The organism is Azospirillum melinis (genome assembly GCF_013340935.1).
Taxonomy (GTDB): domain Bacteria; phylum Pseudomonadota; class Alphaproteobacteria; order Azospirillales; family Azospirillaceae; genus Azospirillum; species Azospirillum melinis.
Window position 1 is genome coordinate 22,463 of the sequence record NZ_WHOS01000047.1, and the last position, 25,586, is coordinate 48,048.

General features: G+C 66.6%; 18 protein-coding genes. 7 read left to right on the plus strand and 11 right to left on the minus strand.

Annotation, left to right across the window (positions count from 1 at the left end; translation table 11 throughout):
• Nucleotides 1-37: 37 nt before the first annotated feature.
• Together GBZ48_RS26435 and GBZ48_RS26440 are read right to left on the minus strand one after the other, a co-directional pair.
• Nucleotides 38-1,477, minus strand: a complete 1,440-nt coding sequence (locus GBZ48_RS26435) for a PAS domain-containing sensor histidine kinase (protein WP_246307467.1) — start codon at nt 1,475-1,477, stop codon at nt 38-40.
• Nucleotides 1,478-1,766: 289 nt separating this feature from the next.
• On the minus strand, nt 1,767-4,034 hold the full coding sequence (locus tag GBZ48_RS26440; RefSeq protein ID WP_174473755.1) for a CheR family methyltransferase: 2,268 nt from the start codon (nt 4,032-4,034) through the stop codon (nt 1,767-1,769).
• Between the two features lie 158 nt (nt 4,035-4,192).
• Between GBZ48_RS26440 and GBZ48_RS26445 the strand changes: the two genes are divergently transcribed.
• Nucleotides 4,193-5,206, plus strand: coding sequence for a chemotaxis protein CheB (locus GBZ48_RS26445; RefSeq protein WP_174473756.1), 1,014 nt, complete (start codon nt 4,193-4,195; stop codon nt 5,204-5,206).
• A 115-nt stretch (nt 5,207-5,321) separates the two neighbouring features.
• Nucleotides 5,322-7,610, plus strand: a complete 2,289-nt coding sequence (locus GBZ48_RS26450; protein WP_174473757.1) for an FdhF/YdeP family oxidoreductase — start codon at nt 5,322-5,324, stop codon at nt 7,608-7,610.
• A gap of 177 nt (nt 7,611-7,787) precedes the next feature.
• Here the strand turns inward: GBZ48_RS26450 and polA are convergent, their stop codons facing one another.
• The 3 genes from polA to GBZ48_RS26465 all read right to left on the minus strand — a co-directional run bounded on the left by polA (nt 7,788) and on the right by GBZ48_RS26465 (nt 12,577).
• Complete coding sequence (gene polA / locus GBZ48_RS26455; RefSeq protein WP_174473758.1) at nt 7,788-10,712, minus strand: DNA polymerase I; 2,925 nt, start codon at nt 10,710-10,712, stop codon at nt 7,788-7,790.
• An 85-nt stretch (nt 10,713-10,797) separates the two neighbouring features.
• Nucleotides 10,798-11,583: a response regulator gene (locus GBZ48_RS26460; RefSeq protein WP_174473759.1), complete on the minus strand. Its 786-nt coding sequence runs from the start codon at nt 11,581-11,583 to the stop codon at nt 10,798-10,800.
• Between the two features lie 118 nt (nt 11,584-11,701).
• Complete coding sequence (locus GBZ48_RS26465; protein WP_174473760.1) at nt 11,702-12,577, minus strand: substrate-binding periplasmic protein; 876 nt, start codon at nt 12,575-12,577, stop codon at nt 11,702-11,704.
• 461 nt (nt 12,578-13,038) lie between these two features.
• Between GBZ48_RS26465 and GBZ48_RS26470 the strand changes: the two genes are divergently transcribed.
• From GBZ48_RS26470 to GBZ48_RS26490, 5 genes are read left to right on the plus strand one after another with little or no spacing between them, the layout of a single operon-like run.
• Complete coding sequence (locus tag GBZ48_RS26470) at nt 13,039-14,748, plus strand: SpoIIE family protein phosphatase (protein WP_246307468.1); 1,710 nt, start codon at nt 13,039-13,041, stop codon at nt 14,746-14,748.
• Nucleotides 14,749-14,767: 19 nt separating this feature from the next.
• The gene (locus GBZ48_RS26475) at nt 14,768-15,313 is read left to right on the plus strand and encodes a SiaB family protein kinase (RefSeq protein WP_109047716.1); all 546 of its coding nucleotides are present in this window, start codon (nt 14,768-14,770) and stop codon (nt 15,311-15,313) included.
• Between the two features lie 20 nt (nt 15,314-15,333).
• Nucleotides 15,334-15,708 (plus strand): biofilm regulation phosphoprotein SiaC, encoded by a 375-nt coding sequence (siaC, locus tag GBZ48_RS26480; protein ID WP_174473761.1) that lies wholly within the window; start codon nt 15,334-15,336, stop codon nt 15,706-15,708.
• 20 nt (nt 15,709-15,728) lie between these two features.
• Entirely contained in the window at nt 15,729-16,682 is a 954-nt protein-coding gene (locus tag GBZ48_RS26485; RefSeq protein ID WP_174473762.1) for a sensor histidine kinase, read from the plus strand.
• Nucleotides 16,679-17,467, plus strand: coding sequence for a GGDEF domain-containing protein (locus GBZ48_RS26490; protein WP_174473763.1), 789 nt, complete (start codon nt 16,679-16,681; stop codon nt 17,465-17,467). The genes GBZ48_RS26485 and GBZ48_RS26490 overlap by 4 nt, the downstream gene beginning before the upstream one ends.
• On the opposite strand, the gene GBZ48_RS26495 is transcribed toward GBZ48_RS26490, so the two are convergent.
• The 6 genes from GBZ48_RS26495 to GBZ48_RS26520 all read right to left on the minus strand — a co-directional run bounded on the left by GBZ48_RS26495 (nt 17,464) and on the right by GBZ48_RS26520 (nt 25,166).
• A complete protein-coding gene (locus GBZ48_RS26495; protein WP_174473764.1) occupies nt 17,464-19,350 on the minus strand; it encodes an AI-2E family transporter in 1,887 nt (628 codons plus the stop codon). The genes GBZ48_RS26490 and GBZ48_RS26495 overlap by 4 nt on opposite strands.
• Before the next feature lie 114 nt (nt 19,351-19,464).
• Nucleotides 19,465-20,508 carry an agmatine deiminase family protein gene (locus tag GBZ48_RS26500; protein WP_174473765.1) on the minus strand — a complete coding sequence of 348 codons (1,044 nt, stop codon included), beginning with the start codon at nt 20,506-20,508 and terminating at the stop codon, nt 19,465-19,467.
• A 537-nt stretch (nt 20,509-21,045) separates the two neighbouring features.
• Entirely contained in the window at nt 21,046-21,879 is an 834-nt protein-coding gene (locus GBZ48_RS26505) for an ABC transporter permease subunit (RefSeq protein ID WP_098738030.1), read from the minus strand.
• Nucleotides 21,876-22,820, minus strand: coding sequence for an ABC transporter permease subunit (locus tag GBZ48_RS26510; protein WP_174473766.1), 945 nt, complete (start codon nt 22,818-22,820; stop codon nt 21,876-21,878). Before GBZ48_RS26510 ends, GBZ48_RS26505 begins: the two co-directional genes overlap by 4 nt.
• Nucleotides 22,817-23,968, minus strand: a complete 1,152-nt coding sequence (locus GBZ48_RS26515; RefSeq protein ID WP_174473767.1) for an ABC transporter ATP-binding protein — start codon at nt 23,966-23,968, stop codon at nt 22,817-22,819. The genes GBZ48_RS26510 and GBZ48_RS26515 overlap by 4 nt, the downstream gene beginning before the upstream one ends.
• Before the next feature lie 100 nt (nt 23,969-24,068).
• Nucleotides 24,069-25,166, minus strand: a complete 1,098-nt coding sequence (locus tag GBZ48_RS26520; protein ID WP_174473768.1) for an extracellular solute-binding protein — start codon at nt 25,164-25,166, stop codon at nt 24,069-24,071.
• Between the last annotated feature and the right edge of the window lie 420 nt (nt 25,167-25,586).

Sequence of the window (25,586 nt, forward strand, 5' to 3'; positions counted from 1 at the left end):
TAACGGTTCTCCAAACCGAAGGTGGCAAGCTGCACCGTCAACGGTGGCGTTTGCGCCTTTTACGTTCGGCCAGCGGAACCGTCACCGAAAAGACCGATCCACGTTCCGGCCAGGAGCGCAAGGTGACTGCGTGACCGAGCCGGCCGGCGAGCCGCGAGACGATCGCCAGCCCCAGACCGACACCGCGCTTCTGGTCCTGGCTTGGGTTGTCGAGCTGCCGGAACTCCTCGAAGATGGCCTGCTGGCTGTGCTCGGGGATGCCGGGCCCGGTGTCCCACACCTCGATGCGCAGACAATCGCCGCAGCGCCGGCAACCCATCAGGATTTTGCCGGACATAGTGTATTTCAGCGCGTTGGCGATGAGGTTCCTCAGGATGCGCTCCAGCAACTGAGGGTCGCTGACCACCATCGCGGTGCTGGGCACGGCCCGGAAGCGCAGGCCGCGCATTTCCGCCTGCGGCAGAAACTCGCTATGGATGATTTCCAGCATCAGAGAGATCGGCAGCGGCTCAATCGATGGCTCTATCGCGCCGGCGTCGAGCCTTGCGGTGTCCAGCATGCCCTCCAGCAGGGTGCGGATCGACAGGTGTGCCGCCAACAGCCCGCCCATGATCGGCCGCTCCGCCTCGCCCAGGCGATTGCGCAGGACATCCAGGAACAGTCCCATCGACATCACCGGCTGGCGCAGGTCATGGCTGGCCGACGCCAGAAGCTGCAGCTTGTCGGCATCGGCCGCCTGAAGGCGGCGGAGTTCCTCGTTGGTGCGGGCCAGCTGGATGTTGGCCTCCTCCATCTGATCCAGCGTGGCGCGCAGTTCCTCGTCCATCGCCCGCAACTCTTCCAGCGAGGCGTGCAATTCGTAATCCGAGCGTTCGAAATCCCTGCCGCGGCGCTCCAGCGCGGTCTCGCGGATGGCCAACCTCTCCTGAATCGCATCCAGCTGCGCCAGGGAGTGGTGGTAGCGCTCCGTCACAATCGCCAGTTCACGGGTCTGGCGGTCGATCAGTTCATCGGCATCGCTTTGGCGCCGTTCCAGATCCTCGATCAGCGTCTGCGCCTGCTCCAGCTCGGCCGACAGGCGCGCCAGCGCGTCGGGCGTCCGGTCTTCCTTCAGGGCCTCCGCCACGCAGATGAAATGTTCGGTTTCGCCCCGCACCCCAACCAGCGGCGTGATGACGAGGCTGCACAGATAGTCGCTGCCGTCCTTGCGCCGGTTGACCAGGGAAATTCGGGCCGCACCGCCTTGCTGCAAATCATGCCGGATGGTCGCAACCACGGCGGGATCGGTGCGGCGGCATTGCAGGAAGCGTGGGGAGCGGCCGATGGCCTCGTCCGCCCGGTAGCCGGTCAGGGTGGTAAAGGCCCGGTTGACATAGAGGATGGTCGGCCCCGGAGCATCGAGCCGGCTGTCGGTAACGATGACGGCGTGGTCCATATGGTCCCACAGGGGCTGCACGACCAGCGGCTTGGCCTTCATGCCGGCACCCGCGGTCCCACCCACAACTTTGAATTCATGGTCATCGGACATTCCATCCAACCCCTGCCAGCGCCACCAACGCGCCACGTTGTATCAAGTCGCCAGGGCAGAACAGCCGTAACTTCACTATCTAAACTGTCACGGTCAACCGCCGTTCCGGACAGCTTCTTTAGAGCGATCACCATGACGGAAATTGAGTAACGGGTCACCACCAGCCCTGATACCGTCGTTTGCAAACAAACCCGTTGGGCTTCTCTTTTCGTCCCCATCACGCAAACCGGCCCGACGATCAGCTGCCGGCAACCTCCGCACGGCGGTCGTCGAGACCGATCCGCTGCCGTTCCGTCACGTCATGAGCCATGGCGACGAGGATCGGCGGCTGTTCCTCCGCGAAATACTGCATGCAGATTTCCATCGGACGCAGCGTCTGGTCGGGGCCCTCGATGGTCGTTTCGAACACAATTTCGGCCTTTTCACCGGACAGCAGCGGCTCCACCAGCCGGGTGAAGGCAAGGGCGTCGATGTCCGGCATCAGGTCGTGCAGGGCGATCTGGCGAAGCGACTCCAGGGAATAGCCCAGCTTCAGCTCCGCCCCCTTGTTGACCAGCTGGAAGCTGAAGGTGGCGGGATCGATGAAATAGACCTCGTTCAGCGACTCCCCGATGATGCGCCCGAGATATTCGGCGAACGCGTCGGACCGTGCCCGTTCCGTCACATCCTCGATGATCAGCACCACGCCGCGCGCCAACCGGATGTCGTAGAGCAGCGGTGAGAGGCGGATGCGGCAGGTGATACGCCGGCCGCGGCGGTCCATCACCGTTATCTCTACCGGCTCAACCGGCGTCTGAGTCGTCAGGATGTCGTGCAGCGGGCGGCGCAGACGCTGAACCGGCAGGCCGATGTCAAGGTCCAGGAACACCTCGCCTATCACTTCCTCGTTGCGTAGGCCCCAGACATTCTCGCTCCAGCGGTTCCAGTACTGGACGGCGAGGTTGTCGTCCAGAACGATGATGCCGACGTCGATGCTGCGCAGGATTGACTCGGAATAAAGGCGATACTCGCCCGCCTCCTCGCCCTGCCGGCGCATCTCCTCATTGGCGACCTCCAGCTCTTCGTTGGTCGAGCGCAGCTCTTCGTTCATGGTCTCCAGCTCCTCGTTGGTGGACTGGAGTTCCTCGTTGGTCGTTTCCATCTCTTCGTTGGTGGACTGGAGTTCTTCGTTGGTCGTCTCCAGCTCCTCGTTGGAGGACTGGAGTTCCTCGATGGTGGTTTCCAGGCTTTCCTGCGCCGCCTCGATCTCCTGTTGCAGCAGATAGATGCGGCTGGTGTCGAAGAAGCTGAGCAGCGTGGCGAAGGCCTTGCCGTCGCGGCTGTAGAGCGGCGCCACCTCGATGGTCAGGCGGACCGGCTCGGCCCCCGGTCGGGTGAAGGGCTGGTGTTCGATGCGAACCATGCGGCCGGAATTGCGCACCTCCTCGATCCGGCTGCGCAGCTCGGTCGGGCGGTAGGAGATGGTCAGGTCGTGGAACGGGCGGCCGATGTCGCTTTCCTCGACGTCGAACAGGCGGCGGGCATGGGTGTTGGCGAACACCAGCACCCCCTCGGCATTCACCGCCAGATAGCCGATGGAGCTGCCGTCGACGATGCTCTCCAGCAACCGCACCTGCTGGTTGACGCGGGGACTGCCGGCGTCGTTGGCCAGCGACAGGCTTCCGCCGGCGCTCCGCCGCCATTCCTGCGGCACTTTGGCGAATATGCGGCTTTTCAGATCGACCGGTTCGAACATGCGCGACCGGGCCAGCTGGGTTTCCGCCTTGCCCAGGAACAGGAAGCCGTCATTGACCAGGGCGTAATGCAGCCGCGGCAGGACGATGCCCTGGGTGTCTGCCTCCAGATAGATCAGCAGGTTGCGGCAGATCAGCAGGTCGATGCGGGAGATCGGCGCGTCGCTGACCACATTGTGGCGGCCGAAGATCACGCATTTGCGCAGTTCGCGCTGGAAGACATAATGGTTGTTGGTGCGCTCGAAATAACGTTCCAGCAGCGGTTCGGGCACCGATTCCACGTCGCGCGGCGCATAGGTGGCGTGGCGCGCCGTGTTCAGCGCCGCATCGTCCAGGTCGGTGGCGTAGATCTTGACGCGGCGGCAGAAGTCCGCCGTCCCCAGCGCCTCGGCGAACATCATCGCCAGCGAATAGGGCTCCTCGCCCGATGCGCAGCCGACGCTCCAGATCCGGATCTGGCCCTTCTCACCCTTGCGCTCCAGGATGCGCGGAACGACCTCCCGCCGCATCACCTCCCACGCCTCGCTGTCGCGGAAGAAGGAGGTAACGTTGATGAGGACGGTGTTCAGAAGATCGACGAATTCCTGCGGGTGGGCTTCCAGAAAGGCGTGGTAGGCGGCGAAGCCATCGCAGCCGACCTCCTCCATCCGCCGGCGGATGCGCCGCTCCAGGCTTGTGCGTTTGTAGCCGCGGAAATCGATGCCGCGGCTTTCCTGGATGTGGCGGATCAGATTGGTGAAATCGCTGTCTGGATCGTCGGTCTTCTTCGTCATTTTCTTGCGTCGTAACCGTGTCGGACAGAGCATAATCGCCTGTGCGCATCCCACTCAAGCGGCGTGGAGACCTACGCCCCTTCGGGAATCGTTGGAAGGACGAGTGGAATTATTCAGGCGGTCGTGAAACGCGGCGGCGGCGGAACTGTTCTGGTTCCATGGAGACACGCGACATCCTCGCCATCGGTGCGTCGGCCGGCGGGCTGACCGCCCTCACCCGCCTGTTCGGCGCGATGCCGAAGGGGTGCGCGCCGACGGTGTTCGTCGTTCTCCACATCACCCCGAATGCCCACAGCGTCCTGCCGCAACTGCTGGAGCGGATCGGCTGGCTGCCGGCCTTCCATCCGGTGGATGGGGAGCCGATCCGTCCCGGTCACATCCATGTGGCGCCGCCCGATCACCATCTGCTGCTCCGCCGCGACCGGGTGCTGATCCGCCGCGGCCCGCGGGAAAACCGCACCCGGCCGGCGGTGGACCCGCTGTTCCGTTCGGCCGGCGTCGCCTTCGGCAGCCGTGTCGTCGGCGTCGTGCTGTCGGGCACGCTGGACGACGGCACGTCCGGCCTGCGGGCGATCCGCCGCTGCGGCGGACTCGGCATCGTACAGGACCCGGACGATGCCGAATGGCCGGGGATGCCGCAGAGCGCCATCGACGACGGCGAGGCCGATCACGTCCTGCCTCTGGACCGGATGCCGGCTCTGCTGTCCCGTCTGGCCGACGAACCGGCGCCACCAAGCCCGCCCGTACCGCTCGATGTCGCCACGGAGGCGCGGATCGCCGAGCAGGAGTTCACAGCCGTGTCCGAAGACGCCCAAGCGGTCGGCTTGCCGACCACCCTGTCCTGCCCGGAATGCGGCGGCGGCCTGAGCGAGATCCATGACGGACCGGTGCTGCGCTTCCGCTGCCATGTCGGCCATGCCTACAGCCCCGACAGCATGGAGGCGGCGCAGGCCGAAGCGATGGAAACGGCCCTGTGGGTCGCCCTGCGCACCCACGAGGAGCGGGTGGAGCTGTTCCAGCGCCTGGGCAACTATGCCCGCGAACGCGGCCAGGACCTGATCGCCGCCAATTGGGACAGCCAGAAGCAGGAGGCCCGCAGGAACGCCGAACTGTTGCGCGCCGTGCTGTCCAAGCCAGAGGTCCGGAACACCAGTTCTCAGAAGAAGCGGTGACCGGTTCGGGGGAACCGGATGGCGTCCGGCGGGTTGGATCCATTCGGAACCTAAGTTCCGGTCCCAGGAGCCTGCCCCCGAAATGTCGCAAGACCATTCCCCAGAGTATCGTCCCATGAACATCGACGGCCTGTCGGACGACGAGGACACCCCGCATTACGACGGTCCGGCCGGCGGCTGGGGGTCGGTCGGCTCGATGGCCCGCATCATGGGGGAGGAGCGGCCGACCCCCGCCGTGCTCGACACGCTGCGCCGGCAGAACAAGCCCGGCGGCTTCATGTGCGTGTCCTGCGCCTGGGCCAAGCCGGCCAAGCCGCACACCTTCGAATTCTGCGAGAACGGCGCCAAGGCGACGATCTGGGAGCTGACCAGCCGGCGCTGCACCCCCGATTTCTTCGCCCAGCACACGGTCACGGAACTGAAGGGTTGGAAGGATTACGATCTGGAGCAGCAGGGGCGGCTGACCCACCCCATGCGCTATGATCGGGCGAGCGACCGCTATGTGCCCTGCGGCTGGGACGAGGCCTTCGCCGCCATCGGGGCGGAGTTGCGTGCCATCGAACCGGACCGGGCGGTGTTCTATTCATCGGGCCGCGCCAGCCTGGAGACGTCATATCTCTACGCGCTGTTCGCGCGGCTCTACGGGCACAACAATTTGCCCGACAGCTCCAACATGTGCCACGAGACGACCTCGGTCGGGTTGAAGAAGGTGATCGGCTCGCCCGTCGGCACCTGCGTGCTCGACGATTTCGAGAGCTGCAACGCCATCTTCTTCTTCGGCCAGAACACCGGATCGAACAGCCCCCGCCTGCTCCACCCGTTGCAGGATGCGGTGAAGCGCGGGGCGAAGATCGTCACCTTCAACCCCGTGCGGGAAAAGGGTCTGGAGAGCTTCCGCAACCCGCAGAACCCGCTGGAGATGCTGACCGGCAAGGAAACCCGGATCTCCACCCTCTATTTCCAGCTGAAGGCCGGCGGCGACATCGCCGCGCTCACCGGCCTGATCAAGCATGTGCTGGCAGCCGAGGAGGAGCGGAAGGCGGATGGCAAGCACGTCCTCGATCACGACTTCATCGCCCAGCACACTGCGGGCTTCGAGGAGATGAAGGCGCGGGTCGACGCCATCGGCTGGGAGGAGATCGAGGAGGAATCCGGCCTGACCCGCGCGGACCTCAAGCAGGCCGCCGACATCTACATCGAGGCGGAACGCTCCATCGCCATGTACGGCATGGGCCTGACCCAGCAGGTGCGCGGGTCGGAGACGCTGGGGGCTCTGGTCAATCTTTGGCTGCTGAAGGGCAACATCGGCCGCGACGGCGCCGGCATCTCGCCGGTGCGCGGCCACTCCAACGTCCAGGGCCAGCGCACCGTCGGCATCTCCGAAAAGCCGGAGCTGGTGCCGCTTGACCGGCTGGCCGAACAGTACGGCTTCGAGCCGCCGCGCAAGGAGGGGCTGAACACCGTCAAGGCCTGCGAGAAGATCCTGTCGGGCGAGGTGAAAGCCTTCATCGGGCTCGGCGGCAACTTCGTCCGTGCCATCCCGGAGCGCGAGCGGATGGAGGCGGCCTGGACGCGGATGCGCCTGACGGTGCAGGTGGCGACCAAGCTGAACCGCAGCCACCTGATCAACGGCGAAATCGCCTATCTGCTGCCCTGCCTGGGCCGGTCGGAGGAGGATGTGCAGGAGAGCGGCGCCCAGGCGGTGACGATGGAGGACAGCCTCAGCTGCATCCACGGCTCGCTCGGCAACAACACGCCGGCCAGCCCGCATCTGAAATCGGAGGTCGCCATCGTCGCCGGCATGGCGAAGGCGACCCTGCCGCCGAATCCGAAGGTGACCTGGGACGCGTGGGTGGCCGATTACCGCCGCATCCGCGCCCTGATCGAGGCGACCTATCCCGACCAGTTCCACCATTTCAACGAGCGGGTCTTCACCCCCGGCGGCTTCTACCGCGGCAACCCGGCGCGCGAGCGGATCTGGAAGACGGAGTCCGGCAAGGCCCACTTCACCCCGCCGGGCCGTCTGCGCGCCATCGGCTTCGAGGATGCGCCGGGCCGCTGGCGGCTGATGACCATGCGGTCGAACGACCAGTTCAACACGACGATCTACGGCTACTCCGACCGCCTGCGCGGCATCGAGGGCACCCGCGACGTTCTGCTGATGAACCCGCTGGACATCGCCGCCGCCGGTTTGCAGGAGGGTCAGGTGGTCGGGCTGGCGAGCGATGCCGGCGACGACATCGACCGCAGGGTGGGCGGGCTGACGGTGACGCCCTTCCACCTGCCACGCGGCTGCGTCGGGGCGTACTACCCGGAGATGAACCCGCTGATTCCGCTGTGGTATCACGACGAGGCGTCGAAGACGCCCGCCGCAAAGGGCGTGCCGGTGCGGATCGTGGCGTAGGGCTGTGAACACGCCCTCTCCCGCCCCGGGAGAGGGAGGGGACCCGCGCCAACGGCGCGGGGAGGGTGAGGGGTGATCCGGATATGGATCTCCTATCCTTGCCGCACCCTCACCCTTCCCATGCTCCGCATGGGCCCCTTCCCTCTCCCGGGACGGGAGAGGGAACCGAACGCCCCCTCAGTGCGCCTCTTCCCAATTGTCCCCGATCCCGGCTTCGGCCACCAGCGGAACGCCGAGATGCGCCGCACCCTCCATCACCTCGCGCACGATCCGCGCGGCGTCCTCGGCCTCCGCTTCCGGAACCTCGAACAGCAGTTCGTCATGCACCTGCAGCAGCATCCGCGCGTTGCTGCCCGCGGCGGCCAGCGCGCCCGGCATGCGGTTCATCGCCCGCTTCATGATGTCGGCGGCGGTGCCCTGGATCGGGGCGTTGATCGCCTGACGCTCGGCGAAGGCGCGGCGGGCGGCGTTCTTCTCCTGGATGCCGGGCATGTAGCAGCGGCGGCCGAACAGGGTCGCCACATAGCCGTGCTGGCGGGCGAAGGCCTTGGTCGCCTCCATCCACACCTTCAGCTCGTGGAAGCGCTCCAGATAGGTCTTGATGAAGGCGTTGGCCTCCCCCGGCGCGATGCCGAGCTGGCGGCCCAGCCCGAAGCCGGAGATGCCGTAGATGATGCCGAAGTTGATCGCCTTGGCCTTGCGGCGGATGTCCGGCGTCATCTGCTCCAGCGGGATGCCGAAGACCTGGGCGGCGGTGGCGGCGTGAATGTCCAGACCGTCGCGGAAGGCGTCCTTCAGCGCCTGGATGTTCGCCATCTCCGCCACCAGACGCAGCTCGATCTGCGAATAATCGACGCTCAGCAGCTTGTGGCCGGGCGAGGCGACGAAGGCGCGGCGGATCTTCTTGCCCTCCTCCGTCCGCACCGGGATGTTCTGCAGGTTGGGGTCGGTCGAGGACAGGCGGCCGGTGTTGGTCGCCGCCAGCGCGAAGGCGGTGTGGACGCGGCCGGTGACCGGCGAGATTTTCTCCTGCAACGCGTCGGTGTAGGTGCTCTTCAGCTTGGCGAGCTGGCGCCAGTCGAGCACGCGCTGGGCGATGGTGTGGCCCTGCTCCGCCAGTTCCTCCAGCACGCTGCTGTCGGTGGAATAGGCGCCGGTCTTGCCCTTCTTGCCGGTGCCGAGCTTGAGAGTGTCGAACAGGATCTCGCCCAGCTGCTTGGGCGAGCCGATGTTGAAGCTCTGGCCGGCCAGCGCATGGACGTCCTTCTCGATCTCGGCGAGACGGAGGGACAGGCTCTGCGACAGGTCGGACAGCGCCTTCTTGTCGATGTGGACGCCGGCCCGCTCCATGTCGGCCACCACCGGCACCAGCGGGCGGTCGAGCGTCTCATAGACGGTGACCATGCGGTCGTCGACCAGCCGCGGCTTCAGCAGCGTCCACAGCCGCAGCGTGATGTCGGCGTCCTCGGCGGCATAGGCCAGCGCCTTGTCCAGCGGCACGCGGTCGAAGGTGATCTGGTTCTTGCCGGTGCCGCAGACCTCCTTGAAGGGGATCGGCGTGTAGGCGAGGTGCAGTTCCGCCAACTCGTCCATGCCGTGGCCGTGCGACCCGCCCTCCAGCACATAGGAGATCAGCATGCTGTCATCGACCGGCGACACTTTAACGCCGTTGCGGGCGAACAGCTGGTGGTCGAACTTGAAGTTGTGGCCGATCTTCAGGACAGACCGGTCCTCCAGCACATCCTTCAGGATCGCCATCGCCTCGTCGGTCGGGATCTGCACCGGCGGCTTCGGGGCTTCGAAGTCGAGCTGGCCGGCGGCCGCCGCTCCCTCCGCCTTGTGGGCGAGCGGGATGTAGCAGGCGATGCCCGGCTCGGTCGACAGCGAGATGCCGACCAGCGTGGCGGTGGCCGGGGTCAGGCTGTCGGTCTCGGTATCGACCGCCAGCACACCGGTCTCGCGCGCCCGCTCGACCCAGCGGCGCAGCGCGTCGGCATCCTGCACCAGCTCGTAGCGCACCTCCGGGACGTTCAACACCGTCTTGCGGGCCGGACGGTCCTCCGCGGCCGGGCTTTCGGCCATCGCCGGCGACTTCGCCGCGGGGGCGGGCATGGAGCCGGGGGCCGGGAGCGAACCGCTGGCGCCGTCGGCGATGCGGCCGTCCTTCTGCATCTCCATCTCGACGCGGGAGACGATGCTGCGGAAGCCCTGGGCGCGCAGGAAGTCGATCAGCCGCTGGTGGTCGGGCTCGCGCACCCGCAGCTCGTCCAGCGGCTTGGGCGGCGGCACCTGATCGTCGAGCAGGACCAGGCGGCGGGAGATGCGGGCCAGATCGGCGAACTCGATCAGCTTCTGGCGGCGGGCCGGCTGCTTGATCTTCTCGGCATTGGCCAGCAGGCCCTCCAGGTCGCCATATTCGGTGATCAACTGGGCGGCGGTCTTCACGCCGATGCCGGGCACGCCGGGGACGTTGTCGACGCTGTCGCCGGCCAGCGCCTGTACGTCCACCACCTTCTCCGGCGGGACGCCGAACTTCTCGAACACCTCGTCGGGACCGATGGCCTTGTTCTTCATCGGGTCGAACATGCCGACGCCGGGACGGACCAGCTGCATCAGGTCCTTGTCCGACGACACGATGGTGACCGGCCGCCCTGCCTCCTGCGCCAGACGGGCGTAGGTGGCGATCAGATCGTCGGCCTCGAAGCCCTCCAGTTCCAGGCAGGGCAGGCAAAAGGCCTCCGTCGCCTCGCGGATCAGCGCGAACTGCGGCTTCAGCTCCTCCGGCGGTTCCGGGCGGTGGGCCTTGTAGTCGGGGTAGAATTCGTTGCGGAAATTCAGGCGCTTGCTGTCGAAGACCACCGCAACGGCTTCCGCCTTGGCATCGGCCAGCAGCTTCAGCAGCATGTTGGAGAAGCCCAGCACCGCGTTGACCGGCGTGCCGTCCGGCCGCGTCAACATCGGCAGCGCGTGGAAGGCGCGGAAGATGAAGCCGGAACCGTCGACCAGATACAGGCCGCTGCCATCACCGCCCAAATTGGTGCCGCCGGGGGTGGCGCTGCCGGTTGCGGTGGTGTTCTCGGAGGCGGCGGTGGCATCTGTCATGGTGGTCTCTCGTCCCTTCCTTGCGGGCGCTACCATCGCCGAAGGAGGGCCGGGAGTCGAGTGCCGAGACCGGGGTGGAGCGCCCTCAGTCGGCGCTGTCCTCCACCGCGCTGGTCACCACCGGACCGACGAAGGCATAGCCGACGCCGTGCACCGCCTGGACGGGCAAGGCGCAGCCGCTGCGCTCCTCCACCTTGATGCGCAGGCGGCGGACCAGGGAATCGATGGAGCGGCTGTAGGGGTCCCAGTCGCGGCCGGTCAGGGTGATGGAAATGTCCTGGCGGCTGACCGCTTCGCCGGGGGCGGCGACCAGCAGCGAGAGAAACTTGTACTCCGTCGCGGTCAGCGGCACGGCGGAGCCGGTCGGCGGCTGGATGCGCCATTCGATGTCGTCGAACACCCAGACCTTGCGCGAGTCTGCAGGGGCGTGAGCGGGGGCAGGAGTCGGGCCGGGCACCGGCACCCCCATCCCCGCCGATGGCTCCGCAGCCGATTGCGGCGCGGCGCCCTTCTGCATCCGGCGCATCAGCGCCTTGATCTGCGCCTCCACCTCGCGGAAATCGACCGGCTTGACCAGATACACATCGGCGCCCAGCTCCAGCCCGATGACACGGTCGATCAGTCCGGATCGCGCCGTCAGCATGATGATGGCGGCCGAAGAGTTGGCGCGGATGCGGCGGGCGACCGAGAATCCATCCTCGTCCGGCAGATTGATGTCGAGCACGATCACATCCGCCGGGCCTGCCTCCAGCAGACGGTCCAGCTCCGCGCCGCGCGACGCACCCCCCACCTCGAACCCGCAGCGGTCGAGATATTCGACAAGATCGTCACGAAGGTCGGCTTCGTCCTCGACCACAATGATCCGGGCCACGACGCCTCACGCCCCCATTCACATTCGTATGAAGTTATATTAAACGCCCGAAGCGGTTACGCAAACCATATCGGACGAATGGGATAAACCCCGGCCCCGCAAATCCGGTTCCGACCCGCTACCTTTGGGACAGGTAGCGGTCGCCGACCGTCGCGGAATAGCGGCCCACCCACTCGCGGTCGATGGCGTCGAGGCGGCCCTCCGCCTTCATCTCCGCAAGGCAGCGGTCGAAGTCGGCGCGCAGCTGGTCGTCGCGGAACACCATGCTGTAGGCGGTGGGCGGGAAGATGGCGGTGAACTGCACCGGCTGGGCCGGGTCGAAAGGCAGGGCGCCCGCCGCTTTCGCCTTTTCCTGAAGCTGGCGGTTGTATTCGGCGAAGATCAGGCCGTCGGCCAGAACCGCGTCGACCCGCCCGGCGAACAGCAGGTTGGAATGCACCATCTGGTCGGCGCGTTCGCGGAAATCGCCGAAGCTGGGGATGGCGGCACGCAGCCCCGGCAGCACGTCCGGCGCGCCGGAAAAGGTGATGACGCGCTTGCCCGCCAGATCGGCCAGCGACTGCACGGTCAGGCCGCTGCTTTTCAGCACGGAGGCGCCGTTCTGGTAGAGGATGTAGGGGGCGGAGCGGGCCCCCGGCATCTCCATGCCCGCCGGGACGGTGGAGACGGCGTCGATCTGCCCTCCCGTTTGCCCGCCAGCCTGGGCACTTCCCTGGACGCTGTCGCGATAGTCGTTCCAGTGGCGGCCGAAGGGAACAACCTTGAAATGCGCCTCATGCCCGCAGGCGGCCAGCGTCTCCGTGATGATGACGGCCTCGCGCCCGGTGCCGTCGGCGCTCATCATCGGCGGCAGTTCCGGCGCCAGCACGGTCACCGGACGCGCGGCGGCGGGCAGCGCCGTCGCGGCCAATGCGGCAAGAACGGCCCCGCCGGCGGCGGCAAGTCCGGTTGGAACGATCCGCGGGACAACGAACGCACGAACACCAAACGCCATCCTTCGCTCTCCCCCAGAAGACAGCTCCAGCCGCCGGCTCTTGCCACAAGCAACTGTATCCGAAGGTAGCACGGCAGACGACGCGGGCGTCCACGGGAAAAACCACTGTCCCCCAAAGGCCTCAGCCGGTTGGCCGCGCCGTTGTTACACTTCGTCGCAATTGGACGGGAATGGTCTCCGCCGGTTTCTGATTGTTCCCATTTTCCCGGATGTTCCGACAGTGTATGAAGCCGGTGCCGAATGTTATTTCAGGACTGATTAATCCCGTTGTGCTAAGGGTAAGCTCATCCGCCACATGCATCATGCCCACCGGCCGGTTCGATGACTGTCGGCATGCTGCACGCGAGGGTGGATTTACTGATGCGCCTGGGACTATCGCGGACTTGGAAACCAGGACCGCGGCTGAATTGAAACCCGCCATGAACACGGAAAGCCCGATCGGCCGGGTCAGGAGGATGTGGATGAGCGTCACGGGATGGGACGACACCGAATCCTATACGCTGCGCGGCGCCGGCCCCCAGGGGTCGGGCGACGAGGTGGTCCGTGCCGGCGGGTCGTCGCTGCTGACGCGCGTCATCCTGATGATCGTTGGCTGCACCCTGCTGGTCGGGCTGATCGCCATGGGCGTCTCCTCCGTCCTGGTCGGCCGCCAGCAGAGGGAGGCGCTGACCCATCGCGCGACCCTGGTCGGCACGCTCCAGGCGTCGGCCATGGGGCAGGCGGTGTGGGAATTCGACACCCGCGCGGTGGAGGCGATGATCCGCGGCCTGTTGGCCGAGGACCCGGCGGTGCGCAGCGTGAAGGTGTGGGCGGCGTCCGGCGGCCGCGGCGGCCATGGCGAGCCGCTGGTGGCGCTGGAGCGTCCGGCCGGCCGGGCCGAACTGACGACCGTCGAAAAGCAGATCGTCATGTCCGGCGGCAACGGCGAGCGCACGATGGTCGGCCTGCTGCGCATGACCTATTCGCTGGAAGAGGCGGAGAGCGCCACCATGACCGCGCTGGCGCCGATGGCCGGCCTGGTCTTCTTCTCGCTGCTCGCCGTCATCGGCATGATCAGCATCCTGCTGAACCGGCTGGTGCTGGCGCCGCTCGCCCGGCTGACGCGCTCCGCCGGCGCCATCGCCGCCGGCGACTACCGCGTGCGGCTGCGCAACACCCGCGCCGACGAGATCGGGCAGCTGACCGTCGCCTTCAACCATATGGCGGAAACCGTCCACGACTACACCGAGCGGCTGGAACAGCGCGTCGCCGAACGGACGGAGGAGCTGCGCCAGTCCAACGAGCAGCTGGCGGTGGTCAACCGGCAGGTGATGGACAGCATCCAGTACGCCAGCCTCCTGCAATCGGCCATCCTGCCCGACGAGCGGGAGATGGCGCGGCACCTCGACGGCGTCTGCGTGCTGTGGCGTCCGCGTGACGTGGTCGGCGGCGATTTCCACATCTTCCGCGAGTTGGAGGACGGCCGCTTCCTGATCGGCGTCGCCGACTGTTCCGGCCATGGCGTGCCCGGCGCCTTCATGACGATGACGGTGTCGGCCATTCTGGACCATGTGCTGTCGGAAACGCCGGACGGCGATCCGGCGACGATCCTGGGCGGGCTGAACCGCATGGTGCGCGCCGCCTTGGCCCGCGGGCGCGACAACCCGCGTTTCGACAACGGGCTGGACATCGGGCTGTGCCTGGTGCGGCCGGACAAGGGCGACCTGCTGTTCGCCGGCGGCCGGATCGGCCTGCACATCGTCGACAGCGCTGCCGACAACAGTCCCAATGCCGGCACAGCCGGCGGCACCGTCGGCGAAGTGAAGGGCGATGCGCAGAGCCTGGGCTATCGCCGGTCCGACAGCGGCCACCGCTTCACCACCCACCGGGTGGAGCTGACGCCGGGCCGCAGCTTCTACCTGACCACCGACGGCTTCCTCGATCAGGCCGGCGGCACCCGCGGCTTCGGCTTCGGCAATCGCCGCTTCACCGCGATGCTGCTGGAGCATGACGCCATCCCGATGACGGAGCGCCGGGCCGCCTTCGCGCAGGCCTTGGCCGAGCATCAGGGCGAGCGGGCGCAGCGCGACGACATCACCCTGGTCGGCTTCACCGTTTCGCCGGCCGCAACACCGGTGCTTGCGGCGGCATCCGCGCCCGACGCATCCTCATCCCACCCCGTTCACCCGTAAGGCAGGTCGTCAAGGTACGATGAAAGGCAACGAACTCTTCAACCTCCAGGAGCTGCTGTCGCGGCAGAAGCTGCTGATCTGCTTCAGCGGCCCCTTCAGCCACAGCGTCATCGAAGAGCTGGGCAAGGCGGTCCGCAACCATCTGGAAAATGAGCGGATCGAAAAGTCGGCGATCATGGATGTCTTCTCCGTCTATGTGGAGCAGGCGCAGAATGTCCGCAACTACACGGCATCGCGGGAAGCGCTGGGCCGACCGATCCCGGCCAACAGCGGCATCGTGGTGATCGGCAAGGAGGACGACCATTACGTCGTCAGCTCCGGCAATCTGGTGGAGGCGGACGACGTCCCCGGCCTGTCGGCGATGCTGGAGAAGCTGCGGGGTCTGGACAAGGCCGGCCTGAAGGCGGTCTACAAGGAACAGTCGCGCAAGCCGCGCGAAGCGGGCGCCAGCGGCGCCGGGCTGGGCCTGATCGACATGGCGCGCAAGGCCACCCGGCCGCTGGAATATTCGTTGCGCGCGGTGGATGACACCTATTTCTTCTTCAGCCTTGAAGTGCAGCTATAAGAAATCACGGAATACACATAATGGACAGTTTGCGGATCGAGGCAACCTCCTGCTCTCCCCTGATCGATTTCGATCCGGCGGCCGGGCTGCTGCGCATCGAAGGCGAATCCTATCCGGAGAACTCCTTCGATTTCTACGCGCCGGTGTTCAACTGGCTGGAGGATTATCTGAAGGCCCCCGCTCCGGCGGTGGTGCTGGACATCGGGTTGAGCTACCTCAACACCAGCAGCATCAAATGCATGATCGACGTGCTGGAGATGCTGGACGGCGCCCACCAGAAGGGTCAGACGGTGTCGGTGCGCTGGCATTACGACAGCGACAACGACCGCGCGCTCGACATGGCGGAGGAGTTCGCCGAAGACGTGTCGCTGCCGTTCGAAATTCTGGCCCATTGACGGCACACTGAACATCCGGGATGACGATGCGGTCGCAGGAACAGGAACTGCGTCAGTGGGTTCAGCGGCTGGTCGAGGATCCGGCCAATGCCGGCAACCCGCTGCTGGCGGAATTCCAGACGCTGGCGGAGCGGCACGGCAAGCTTTTGCGCCAGTTCCGCAAGATCGCCAAGATCAGTGACCGTCTCCAGACCGAGACCAAGGAGATGGCGCGCCAGCAGCGGCAGTTCGTGCTGATGGTCAGCCACGAATTCCGCACGCCGCTGGCGATCATCGACAGCGCCTCGCAGATGCTGGAGCTCGAGCCGAAGCTGCCGGTTTCGGCGATGCCGCGGGTCGGCAAGATCCGCAACGCGGTCCAGCGGATGCTGCACCTGATCGAACGCTGCCTGACCAACGACCGGCTGGGCACCGCGGCGGCGCGGCCGGTGGCCTTCGACCTTGCGGCAATGCTGACCGCGCTGGCGGGCGAGCTGGCAGGGACCGCCACCGGCCACCGGTTCGAACTGCATGGCCTGAATCGTCCGGTGCCGATTCCCGGCGACCGCGACCTTTTGGCCGTTGTGTTTTCCAACCTGATGGAAAACGCTGTCAAATACTCGCCGAACGGGGGCACGATCCGCCTCGACCTCTCGGTCGGCGACGGCGCCGCCGGCAGCCCCTGCGGAGGCCCTGGCGGCCAGGTTACGGTGCGGATCACGGACCAGGGGATCGGCGTCAACGCAGCCGACGCGGCGCGGCTGTTCGACAAGTATTTCCGGGCGTCCAACGCGGCGGGGACGACCGGTGCCGGGCTCGGCCTCCACCTTGCCCGCTGCATCGTGGATACCCACGGCGGCGGCATCTCGGTGGCGAGCGAGCCGGGCCAGGGGTCGGCCTTCACCGTCCGGCTGCCGGTGGCGCGGGCAACGACGCCCACGGCGGCTCCGGCAGCAGTTTCGGGGGCGGTTCCGGTACCGGAGACGTCGCCATGACAGGGGATGCCGGCTCCAAGGTCGGCAATGCCGGCGGCACGACGGTAACGGGTTTGCCCAGGCGCTGGGCCTTGCGGCGGGGAACGATGGGCATGATGCTGCAGGAACAGAAGCTTCAGGATTGGGTCGCCCGTCTCGCGGCGAACGAGGATTATGCCAGCCATCCGCTGATGCAGGAGTTCCGCGCGCTCGCCAACGACCACATGAAGCTGATGCGGCAGCTGACCAAGATCGCCAAGATCAGCGACCGCATGCAGACCGACACCCGCCAGATGGCGCGGACGCTGCATGCCGCATCGCAGACCGATCCGTTGACCGATTTGCCGAACCGCCGCCAGATGATCGAGCGGCTGGAGGCGGAGTTGTGCCGCGTCGGCCGCAACGGCGGCGGCTTCGCGCTGCTCATGATGGACATCGACCATTTCAAGGACGTGAACGACGACTTCGGCCATGCCGCCGGCGACCATGTTCTGGTGGAGACCGCCGGCCTGCTGCGCCGGAACCTGCGCATGCACGACCTGTGCGCCCGTTGGGGCGGCGAGGAATTCCTGATCCTCTTGCCCGGCAGCGATCAGGTCCAGGCCGAAACGGTCGCGGAAAAGCTGCGGCAGCTCATCGCCCACCATCCCTTCGTCCATCAGGACAGCAGCATCTTGGTGACGCTGAGCCTTGGCGTCGCGTCCTATCGTGAGGGGCAGACCGCCGACGCCTGTATCCAGGCGGCCGACGACGCGCTCTACATCGCCAAGCGCGCCGGACGCAACCGCTGGGCGGCGGCGGCCTAAGTCGAGGATGGGGCCGCTTCGGCAACCGCCGCCGGCGTGGCACCGATGTTCAGTTCCTCCAGTTGCGCCAGCGCCCCGGCCATGCCGGTGGCGACCAGATTGGCGTCGGTCTCGGCGCTGGCCCGCTCCGGCACCTCGGATTCCGGGTGGGCGCTCCACAGGCAGAGCAGGATCGGCACGCGCGGGCCGAAATGCATCCGCAGGCGGCGCATCATCCGCCGGCAATGACCAAGCGCCGTCGGGTTGAGCGAGGACAGCACCACCGCATCCACGCCCGTGGTGCCGAGGCTGGCGATGGCGCGGGTCGAGGCCTTCTCGCAAGGTATGACATCGGCATGGATGCCGCGTCCGGCCAGCAGATAGGCCAGCAGCCCGGCCGCCGCCTCGTCCAGATTGTTGCGGGCCCCGACGCAGAGCACGCGCGGTGCGGTGTCGGCAGGCGCGGTTGCGTCCGACAACTCGTCCAGCAGCCCCGCCATGCCCTCGGCCACCGCCTGCCGCCCGTCCGGGTTGAGGGAGCCGCGCTGCCGCTCCTGTTCGGCCAGCGAGAGGGCCGGCAGCAGCAGCCCGTCGGCCAGTTCGACCGGTGTGGATTTGCCGAGCCGCTCCTCGGCAAGCTCCGTCGCCTCGGCGGGATCGCGGGCCAGCAGGCGCTGGTAGATCTTCGCCTCGTCGGGCAGGACCGGACGGTCGCCGAGCATCACCTCCAGGAAATGCAGCTGTGGCACATGCCGGCCCAGCACCACGAGGCAGACGGTCAGCGGCGTCGCCAACAAGAGGCCGATCGGCCCCCACAGCGTCGTCCACACCACCGCAGCGACGATGATGGCAAGCGAGGACAGGCCGGTCGCCGTTCCGTAGAGCCAGGGCTCCACCACATTGTTGGAGAACAGCTCCACCGCCACGAACAGGGCGATGCACAGCAGCGGCAGGGTCCAGCCGGTATCGACCGCGAAGGAGAGCAGGATGGGAAAGGCCGAGGCGATCACCGGCCCGAGGAAGGGGATGAAGCGCAGCACCGTCGCCAGCAGCCCCCACAGCAGCGGGTTCGGCACGCCGAGCAGCCAGAGCCCGACGCCGATGGGCAGGCCATAGGTCACGTTCACCACCACCTGCATCAGCAGATAGCGGCTGACCCGCTCGCCGGCGTCGTTCATCGCCTCCGTCGTGCGGCTGAGATCGCCGGAGCCGACCAGCCGGATCATGCGGTCGCGCAGATCCTCCCGCTGCAACAGCATGAAGATGGTGAAGACCAGCACCATGCCGGCGGTGGCGATCGGCGTCATCGCCGGGCCGAGCACCCGGCTGACGAGGTCGAACACCCCGGTGTCGGACTGGTCGATGCGCACCGGGACCGGTTCGCGGTGTGTCGGCGCGCCGGCCTGCGGTGCCGGACCGGCACCGGGAAGCTGGTTGGCCGCAGCGCCGGCGGTGGCGCGCTCGATCTCCTGCTGCAGGTCGCGGAAGGCGTCGGTCGCCTGCTTCAGCGCGCCGCGGTCGCCGGCCGATGCGGTGGCGCTGCGCAGCGACTCGATCTTGGTGTGGATGTTGCGCTGGTAGGTCGGCAGATTGTCGGCCAGATCGCCCAGCTGGCTGCCCACCACGGCACCGAAGCCGGTGATGCCGAGGAACAGCAGCGCCACCACCGCCAGCACCGACGGCACGCGGCCGAGACGCCAGCGCTCCAGCCGGGTGACGATGGGCGTCAGCACGAAGGCGAGCAGCACCGCCAGCGCGATGGGCATCAGGATGTCCGCCGCCACATAGAGCGTCACCACGATCAGCGTGATGATCAGCAGGATCGTCTGGGTGGAGACGGGTGGAGCGGCCTTCGTCACCGCGATGGGGCGTGCCTGTAGTCGGCGAGCGGTGTCCTCGGCCATGGTCGTCGGGCTTTCCGGAAGGGAGAATGCCCGACATGAACACCGGCCGCGCCGGCACGTTCCCTCGCCCACCCCGTCACGGCGGCGAGGGTCGCCAAACTATGATTGGTCCCGTCAGGGAAGCGGCTGCTGCTGGGTGATGCAGTGGATGCCGCCGCCGCCGCGGACGATGTCGAGTGCTGCGATCTGCACCACCTCGCGGTCGGGGAAGGCCTTGCGGACGACGCGGAACGCCTCGTCGTCGGCCGGATCCTCGAAGGCCGGCATGACGATGCCGCCGTTGGCGATGTAGAGGTTGGTGTAGGACAGGGTCAGGCGCACGCCGTTCAGGTCGCGGCGGGCGGGCTGCTGGATGGTGATGACCTCCAGTTCGCGGCCCTTCGCGTCGCGGGCTCGCTTCAGCCGGTCGAGATTGTCCTGGAAGATCTTGAAATTGGGGTCGCCGGGATCGTCGGTGGTGATTGCCATCACCACGCCGGGACGCACGAACAGCGCGATCTCGTCGATGTGGCCGTCGGTCTCGTCGTCCTGATAGCCCTGCCCCAGCCAGATCACCGTCTCGACGCCGAGATGGCTCTTCAACTGCCGCTCGATCTCCTCCCGCGACAGGCCCGGATTGCGGTTGGGATTCAGCAGGCACTGTTCGGTGGTGATCAGCGTCCCCTCCCCGTCGACATGGAAGGAGCCGCCCTCCATCACCAGCGGGGCGGAAATGCAGGGGAGCTTCAGATGGTCGAGGATCAGGCGGCCGACCTGCTGGTCCTTGTCGCTGCCCTGGTAATTGCCGCCCCAGGCGTTGAAACCCCAATGGACGCCGGCCAGCCCGCCCTTGCCGTCGACGACGAAGCTGGGGCCGGTGTCGCGAATCCAGGAATCGCTGATCGGCAGCGGGAGAATCTGGATGCCGGGGCCGCAGGCGAGCGAGGCTTCCGCCACGTCCGCCGGGTCGCACACCATCGTCACCGGCTCGAAGCGGGAGATGGCCTGCGCGACCTCGGCATAGGCGTCGCACGCGGCGTCGAAGGCGCCCTCCGGCCAGGTTTCCGGCCGGCACGGCCACGCCATCCAGCATCCGCTGTGGCTGGCCCATTCGCCGGGCATGCGGAAGCCTTGACCCGTCGCTTCACCCGTCGGCATCGGGGCGTTCGGTGTCGTCATGCGTCGATCCCTCTACCCTTTTTCAAAGTCCTCTGCCCTTCGCAGCCGCAACACCGAAACAACGGTCGGCGGGCCGCAAAGGACCGGGACATTTTTCGTCCCCATCCACCCTAACCACGGGAGCGCGCCTTTGGCAATCGCGTCCGCCGCAGCGGGTGCTTGGCCTGATGGCAGAGGAGCCTTGCGGCAAGGGGATTTTTAAAAAGACGCGGAAGGACGTCGCGTCGGCATGCCGGGAGAGGAATCCGGCATGAGGTCCGGCTAGAGGCCGGACGGCGGGCGCAGGGTGCGGCGGGCGGTGACCGAACGGGTGGTCGCATAGGCAGTGGAAACGGGACTGAAAAATCCAAGTCTCAACAAGGGGAACCACAGGAGCGCGCGCATGGCACAGCCTCTTTCGCTGTTGACGATGACATCAACATAGCAAAAGAAGCGGGCAATTGCCATCCGCGGCGGCAGAGGTCTGCTGCGCGCGGATGGGTAGGTCTGCGGACCGGCCCGAAAGCGGCCGGATTGCCGCCGGTCAGCCGGTCTGAATCAACCGTTCTGGATCGCCATTTGCTCGTCGCGTTTGCGCTGCCGTTCCTGGCGGGCCATGACGATGCTGGCGACGAAGATGCCGGTCGCCACCACCAGAACCATCAGCGTCGCCAGCGCGTTGATCTGCGGGCTGATGCCGAACTTCACGCTGGAGAAGATCACCATCGGCAGCGTCGTCGAACCGGGGCCGGAGACGAAACTCGCCACCACCACGTCGTCCAGCGACAGGGTGAAGGCCAAGAGCCAGCCGGCGACCAGCGCCGGGGCGATCAGCGGCAGGGTGATGACGAAGAACACCTTGGCCGGGCGGGCGCCCAGATCCATCGCCGCCTCTTCCAGGCTGCCGTCCATGCCGGCCAGCCGCGACTGGATGACCACCGCGACATAGGACATGGTGAAGGTGGTGTGGGCGATGGTGATGGTGGTGACGCCGCGCCCGTCGGGCCAGCCCAGCCATTGCTCCATCGCCACGAACAGCAGCAGAAGCGACAGGCCGGTGATGACCTCCGGCATGACCAGCGGCGCGGTGATCATGCCGCCGAACAGGGTGCGGCCACGGAACCGCCCGAAGCGGGTCAGCGCCAGCCCGGCGCAGGTGCCCAGCAGCACCGACAGCGTCGCCGACACCGCCGCCACCTGGAAGGACAGGAAGGCCGCATCCAGCAGGGCGTCGTTGTGGAGCAGTTCGGCATACCATTTGGTCGAAAAGCCGCTCCACACCGTCACCAGCCGCGACTCGTTGAAGCTGAAGACGACCAGCAGCGCGATGGGGACATAGAGGAAGGCATAGCCGAACAGCAGCGCCCAGGACAGGAACCCGAACCGTTTCATCGCCCGGCCTCCGCCTGTTTGCCCTGCACATGCTGGAAGATCATGATCGGCACCACCAGAACCAGAAGCAGCGCGATGGCCACCGCCGACGCGACCGGCCAGTCGCGGTTGGCGAAGAACTCGTTCCACAGCACGCGGCCGATCATCAGCGTGTCCGGGCCGCCCAGTAGTTCCGGCGTCACGAACTCGCCCACCGCCGGAATGAAGACCAGCAGCGAGCCGGCGATGATGCCGGGCAGCGACAGTGGCAGCGTGATCGACAGGAAGGACTTGAACGGACGGGAGCCGAGGTCGGCCGCCGCCTCCAGCAGGCTGGGGTCCATCTTCTCCAGGGTCGAATAGAGCGGCAGGACCATGAAGGGCAGATAGCAGTAGGTCATGCCGATATAGACGGCCCAGTCGGAATAGAGGATCTCCACCGGTCCGCTGGTGATGCCCACCCATTCCAGCAGGTTGCTGATGACGCCGTTGCCCTTGAGGATGCCGATCCAGGCATAGATGCGGATCAGGAAGCTGGTCCAGAAGGGCAGGATCACCAGCATCATCAGCGGCCCGCGCCGGGCCGGATCGGCCTTGGCGATGGCATAGGCCATGGGATAGCCGATGGCGAGGCACATCAGCGTGGTCACCGCTGCGATGCGCAGCGAATTCAGATAGGCGAGGATGTAGAGGTCGTCCCCGCCCAGCCGGAAATAGTTGCTGATGTTCAGCAGGATCTGCAGCTTGGAGGTGCCGGCATCCTCGTCGGTCAGCCATTCCACCAGCGACGAATAGGGCGGCTGGGCGATGATCGATTCGGAGAAGCTGATGCCGAAGACGATCAGGAAGGGCACCATGAAGAACAGCAGCAGCCACAGATAGGGGATGGCGACGACCACGCCGCGGCCCCACAGCCCGATCCGGCTGAGCCCGGAAACGAGGACGGAGACGACCGTCCTCATTGGGTCAGCACCACGCCGGCGAAGGGACGCCAGGTCAGGGTTACCTCGTCCTCCCAGGTGATCGGCATTTCGGTGCGGCGGGTGATGTTGGGGGCGGTGACGCGCACCGTCTTGCCGGTCGGCAGTTGCACCAGATAGATCGACACGTCGCCGAGATAGGCGATCTCGCGCACGATGCCGGTCGTTTGGTTGCGGCCGTCCCCACCCGCCAGCGGCTCCTTCGACAGGGCGATCTTCTCCGGCCGGATGGCGACGGAGACGGGCGAGCCGGCCGGCGCCGGGGTGGCGTGGGCGATCAGCAGCTCGCAGCCGGCCTCTTCCGACGCGACCAGGACCTGATCGCCTTCGGTCGAGACGACGCGGCCGTCGAACATGTTGATCGAGCCGATGAACTCCGCCACGAACCGGTTGTGCGGGTATTCGTAAATCTCGGTCGGCGTGCCGACCTGCGCGATCACGCCGTGGTTCATCACGGCGATGCGCGAGGACATGGTCATCGCCTCTTCCTGGTCGTGGGTCACGACGATGAAGGTGACGCCCAGCTTTTCCTGGATGTTGACCAGCTCGAACTGCGTGCGCTCGCGCAGCTTCTTGTCGAGCGCGCCCAGCGGCTCGTCCAGCAGCAGAAGCTTCGGCCGCTTGACCAGCGAGCGGGCGAGCGCCACGCGCTGGCGCTGGCCGCCGGACAGCTGGTGCGGGCGGCGCTTGCCGAAGGCCGAGAGCTGGACCATCCCCAGCATCTCCGTCACGCGGTCGCGGATCTCCGCCTTCGCCACCCCGTCCTGTTTCAGGCCGAAGGCGACGTTCTGCTCCACCGTCATGTGCGGGAACAGGGCGTAGGACTGGAACATCATGTTGACCGGCCGCTCATAGGGCGGGATGCCGGCCATATCGACGCCGTCGATGTAGATCTTGCCTTCGGTCGGCTGTTCGAACCCCGCCAGCATGCGCAGCAGCGTCGTCTTGCCGGAACCGGAGCCGCCGAGCAGGGCGAAGAACTCGTTGCGGTAGATCGACAGGCTGACCTCGTCCACGGCGACGAAATCGCCGAAGGTCTTGGTCACCTTCTCGATGCGGACATAGGGAGTCTGGCCCGCGTCCTGCCACGGTTCCAGGCGGGTGGGCTTGCGAATCGGCTGACCGGCCATCCGGTTTCCTCTTTCATGACAACGCCCCGGCCGCTCCCCATCGCTGGGGATCGGCCGGGGCGGGTCAGCGCCATGGCGGCGCTTCTTAAGGGGGCCCGGCTTACTTGCCGGTCTTGACCTTGGTCCACACGCGGGTGCGGGCGCGGTCGGTGGCCTGCTTGATCTGCTTCAGCGAGAACAGCTTCAGCTTGCTGTCGGCCGGCAGGAAGATGCCGGGGTTCGACTTGATGTCGTCGGAGACCGTCGCCAGCGAGGCCGGCACCGCGTTGGCGTAGCTGACCTTGTTGGAGATGTTGGCCATGTTGACCGGGTCGAGCACGAAGTTGATGTACTCGTAGGCGCCGTCCTTGTTCGGCGCGTCGGCCGGAACCGCCAGCGTGTCCCACCAGACCTGCACGCCTTCCTTCGGCGTGATGTATTCGACCTTGGCGCTCTTGGCCTCGGCGGCGCGGGCGGCACCCTGGATGGCGTCGCCGTTGTAGGCCATCACGACGCAGGCGTCGCCGCCGGCGAGGATGTTGATGTTCTCGCCGGTGACGAAGCGCTTGATGTAGGGACGGACCGCCATCAGCGTCTTCTCGACCTTGTCCAGATCCTCCTTCTTCTCGGAGTTCGGATCGAGGCCGAGATAGTTCAGCACCGACGGGATGACGTCGATGGCCGAATCCATCACGGTAATGCCGCAGGCCGCGACCTTCTTCGCCACTTCCGGCTTGAAGATCAGGTCCCAGCTGTCCAGCGCCACGTCGGGGGCGACGGCCTTGATCTTTTCCGGGATGATCGCGATGCCGACGGTGCCGCCGAGATAGGGCACGGCGTACTTGTTGCCGGGATCGGAATTCTCCAGCAGCTTCAGGACCTTCGGGTCGAGGTTCTTGTAGTTGGGGATCTTCGACTTGTCGAGCGGGCCCACGACCTTGGCCTGGATCAGGCGGGACAGGGTCGGCTCCGCGGTGGGCACGATTACGTCATAGCCAGACTTGCCGACGAGCACCTTCTGCTCCAGCAGCTCCAGGCTGTCGTACAGGTCGACCTTCGTCTCAGCGCCCGTGGCCTTGGTGAAGTCGGCGAGGGTCGTTTCACCCAGATAGTCGTTCCAGATGTAGATGTTGACCGGCTTCTTGGCCTGGGCCATCGCCGGGCCGGCGATGGCGATCGCCGCGACCGCGCCGATGAGGCTGAGAGCGATTTTTTTCATGATTTGCCCCGACCTGTTCGTGTGTGTTGCGGGCACCGCCACATCCCAACGGCTGGCCCGGCTCGCGGGCGCTATTGCACCCACGCCCGGGCATGTTGTCAACGGTTTGGGTCATGGTCGGAGGCTGGTTTCCAGGCGGCGGCCATCTCCGCGAAGCCATGCGCAATCAATCGTCTACACACCGAATGTCGCAGCGGGCCGGTCGGGGCGAAGACCCGGCTCCAACGCTGCGAATCGCCGCCGGGGAATTGGCCGTCGGGGGGCGCGGCCGCCCATCCGGGCCCTGAGGCTGACGAATGGCGACCGGCCGCGACCCCAGAGGTTCCGGGGAACCTGCAAGGGAGTGTCGCGGCCGGCAAAGGAAACCCTTTCTCCAAGCAACGGCCTGCCGGCCGGCACCCGGATCGCCCGTCCTTAAAA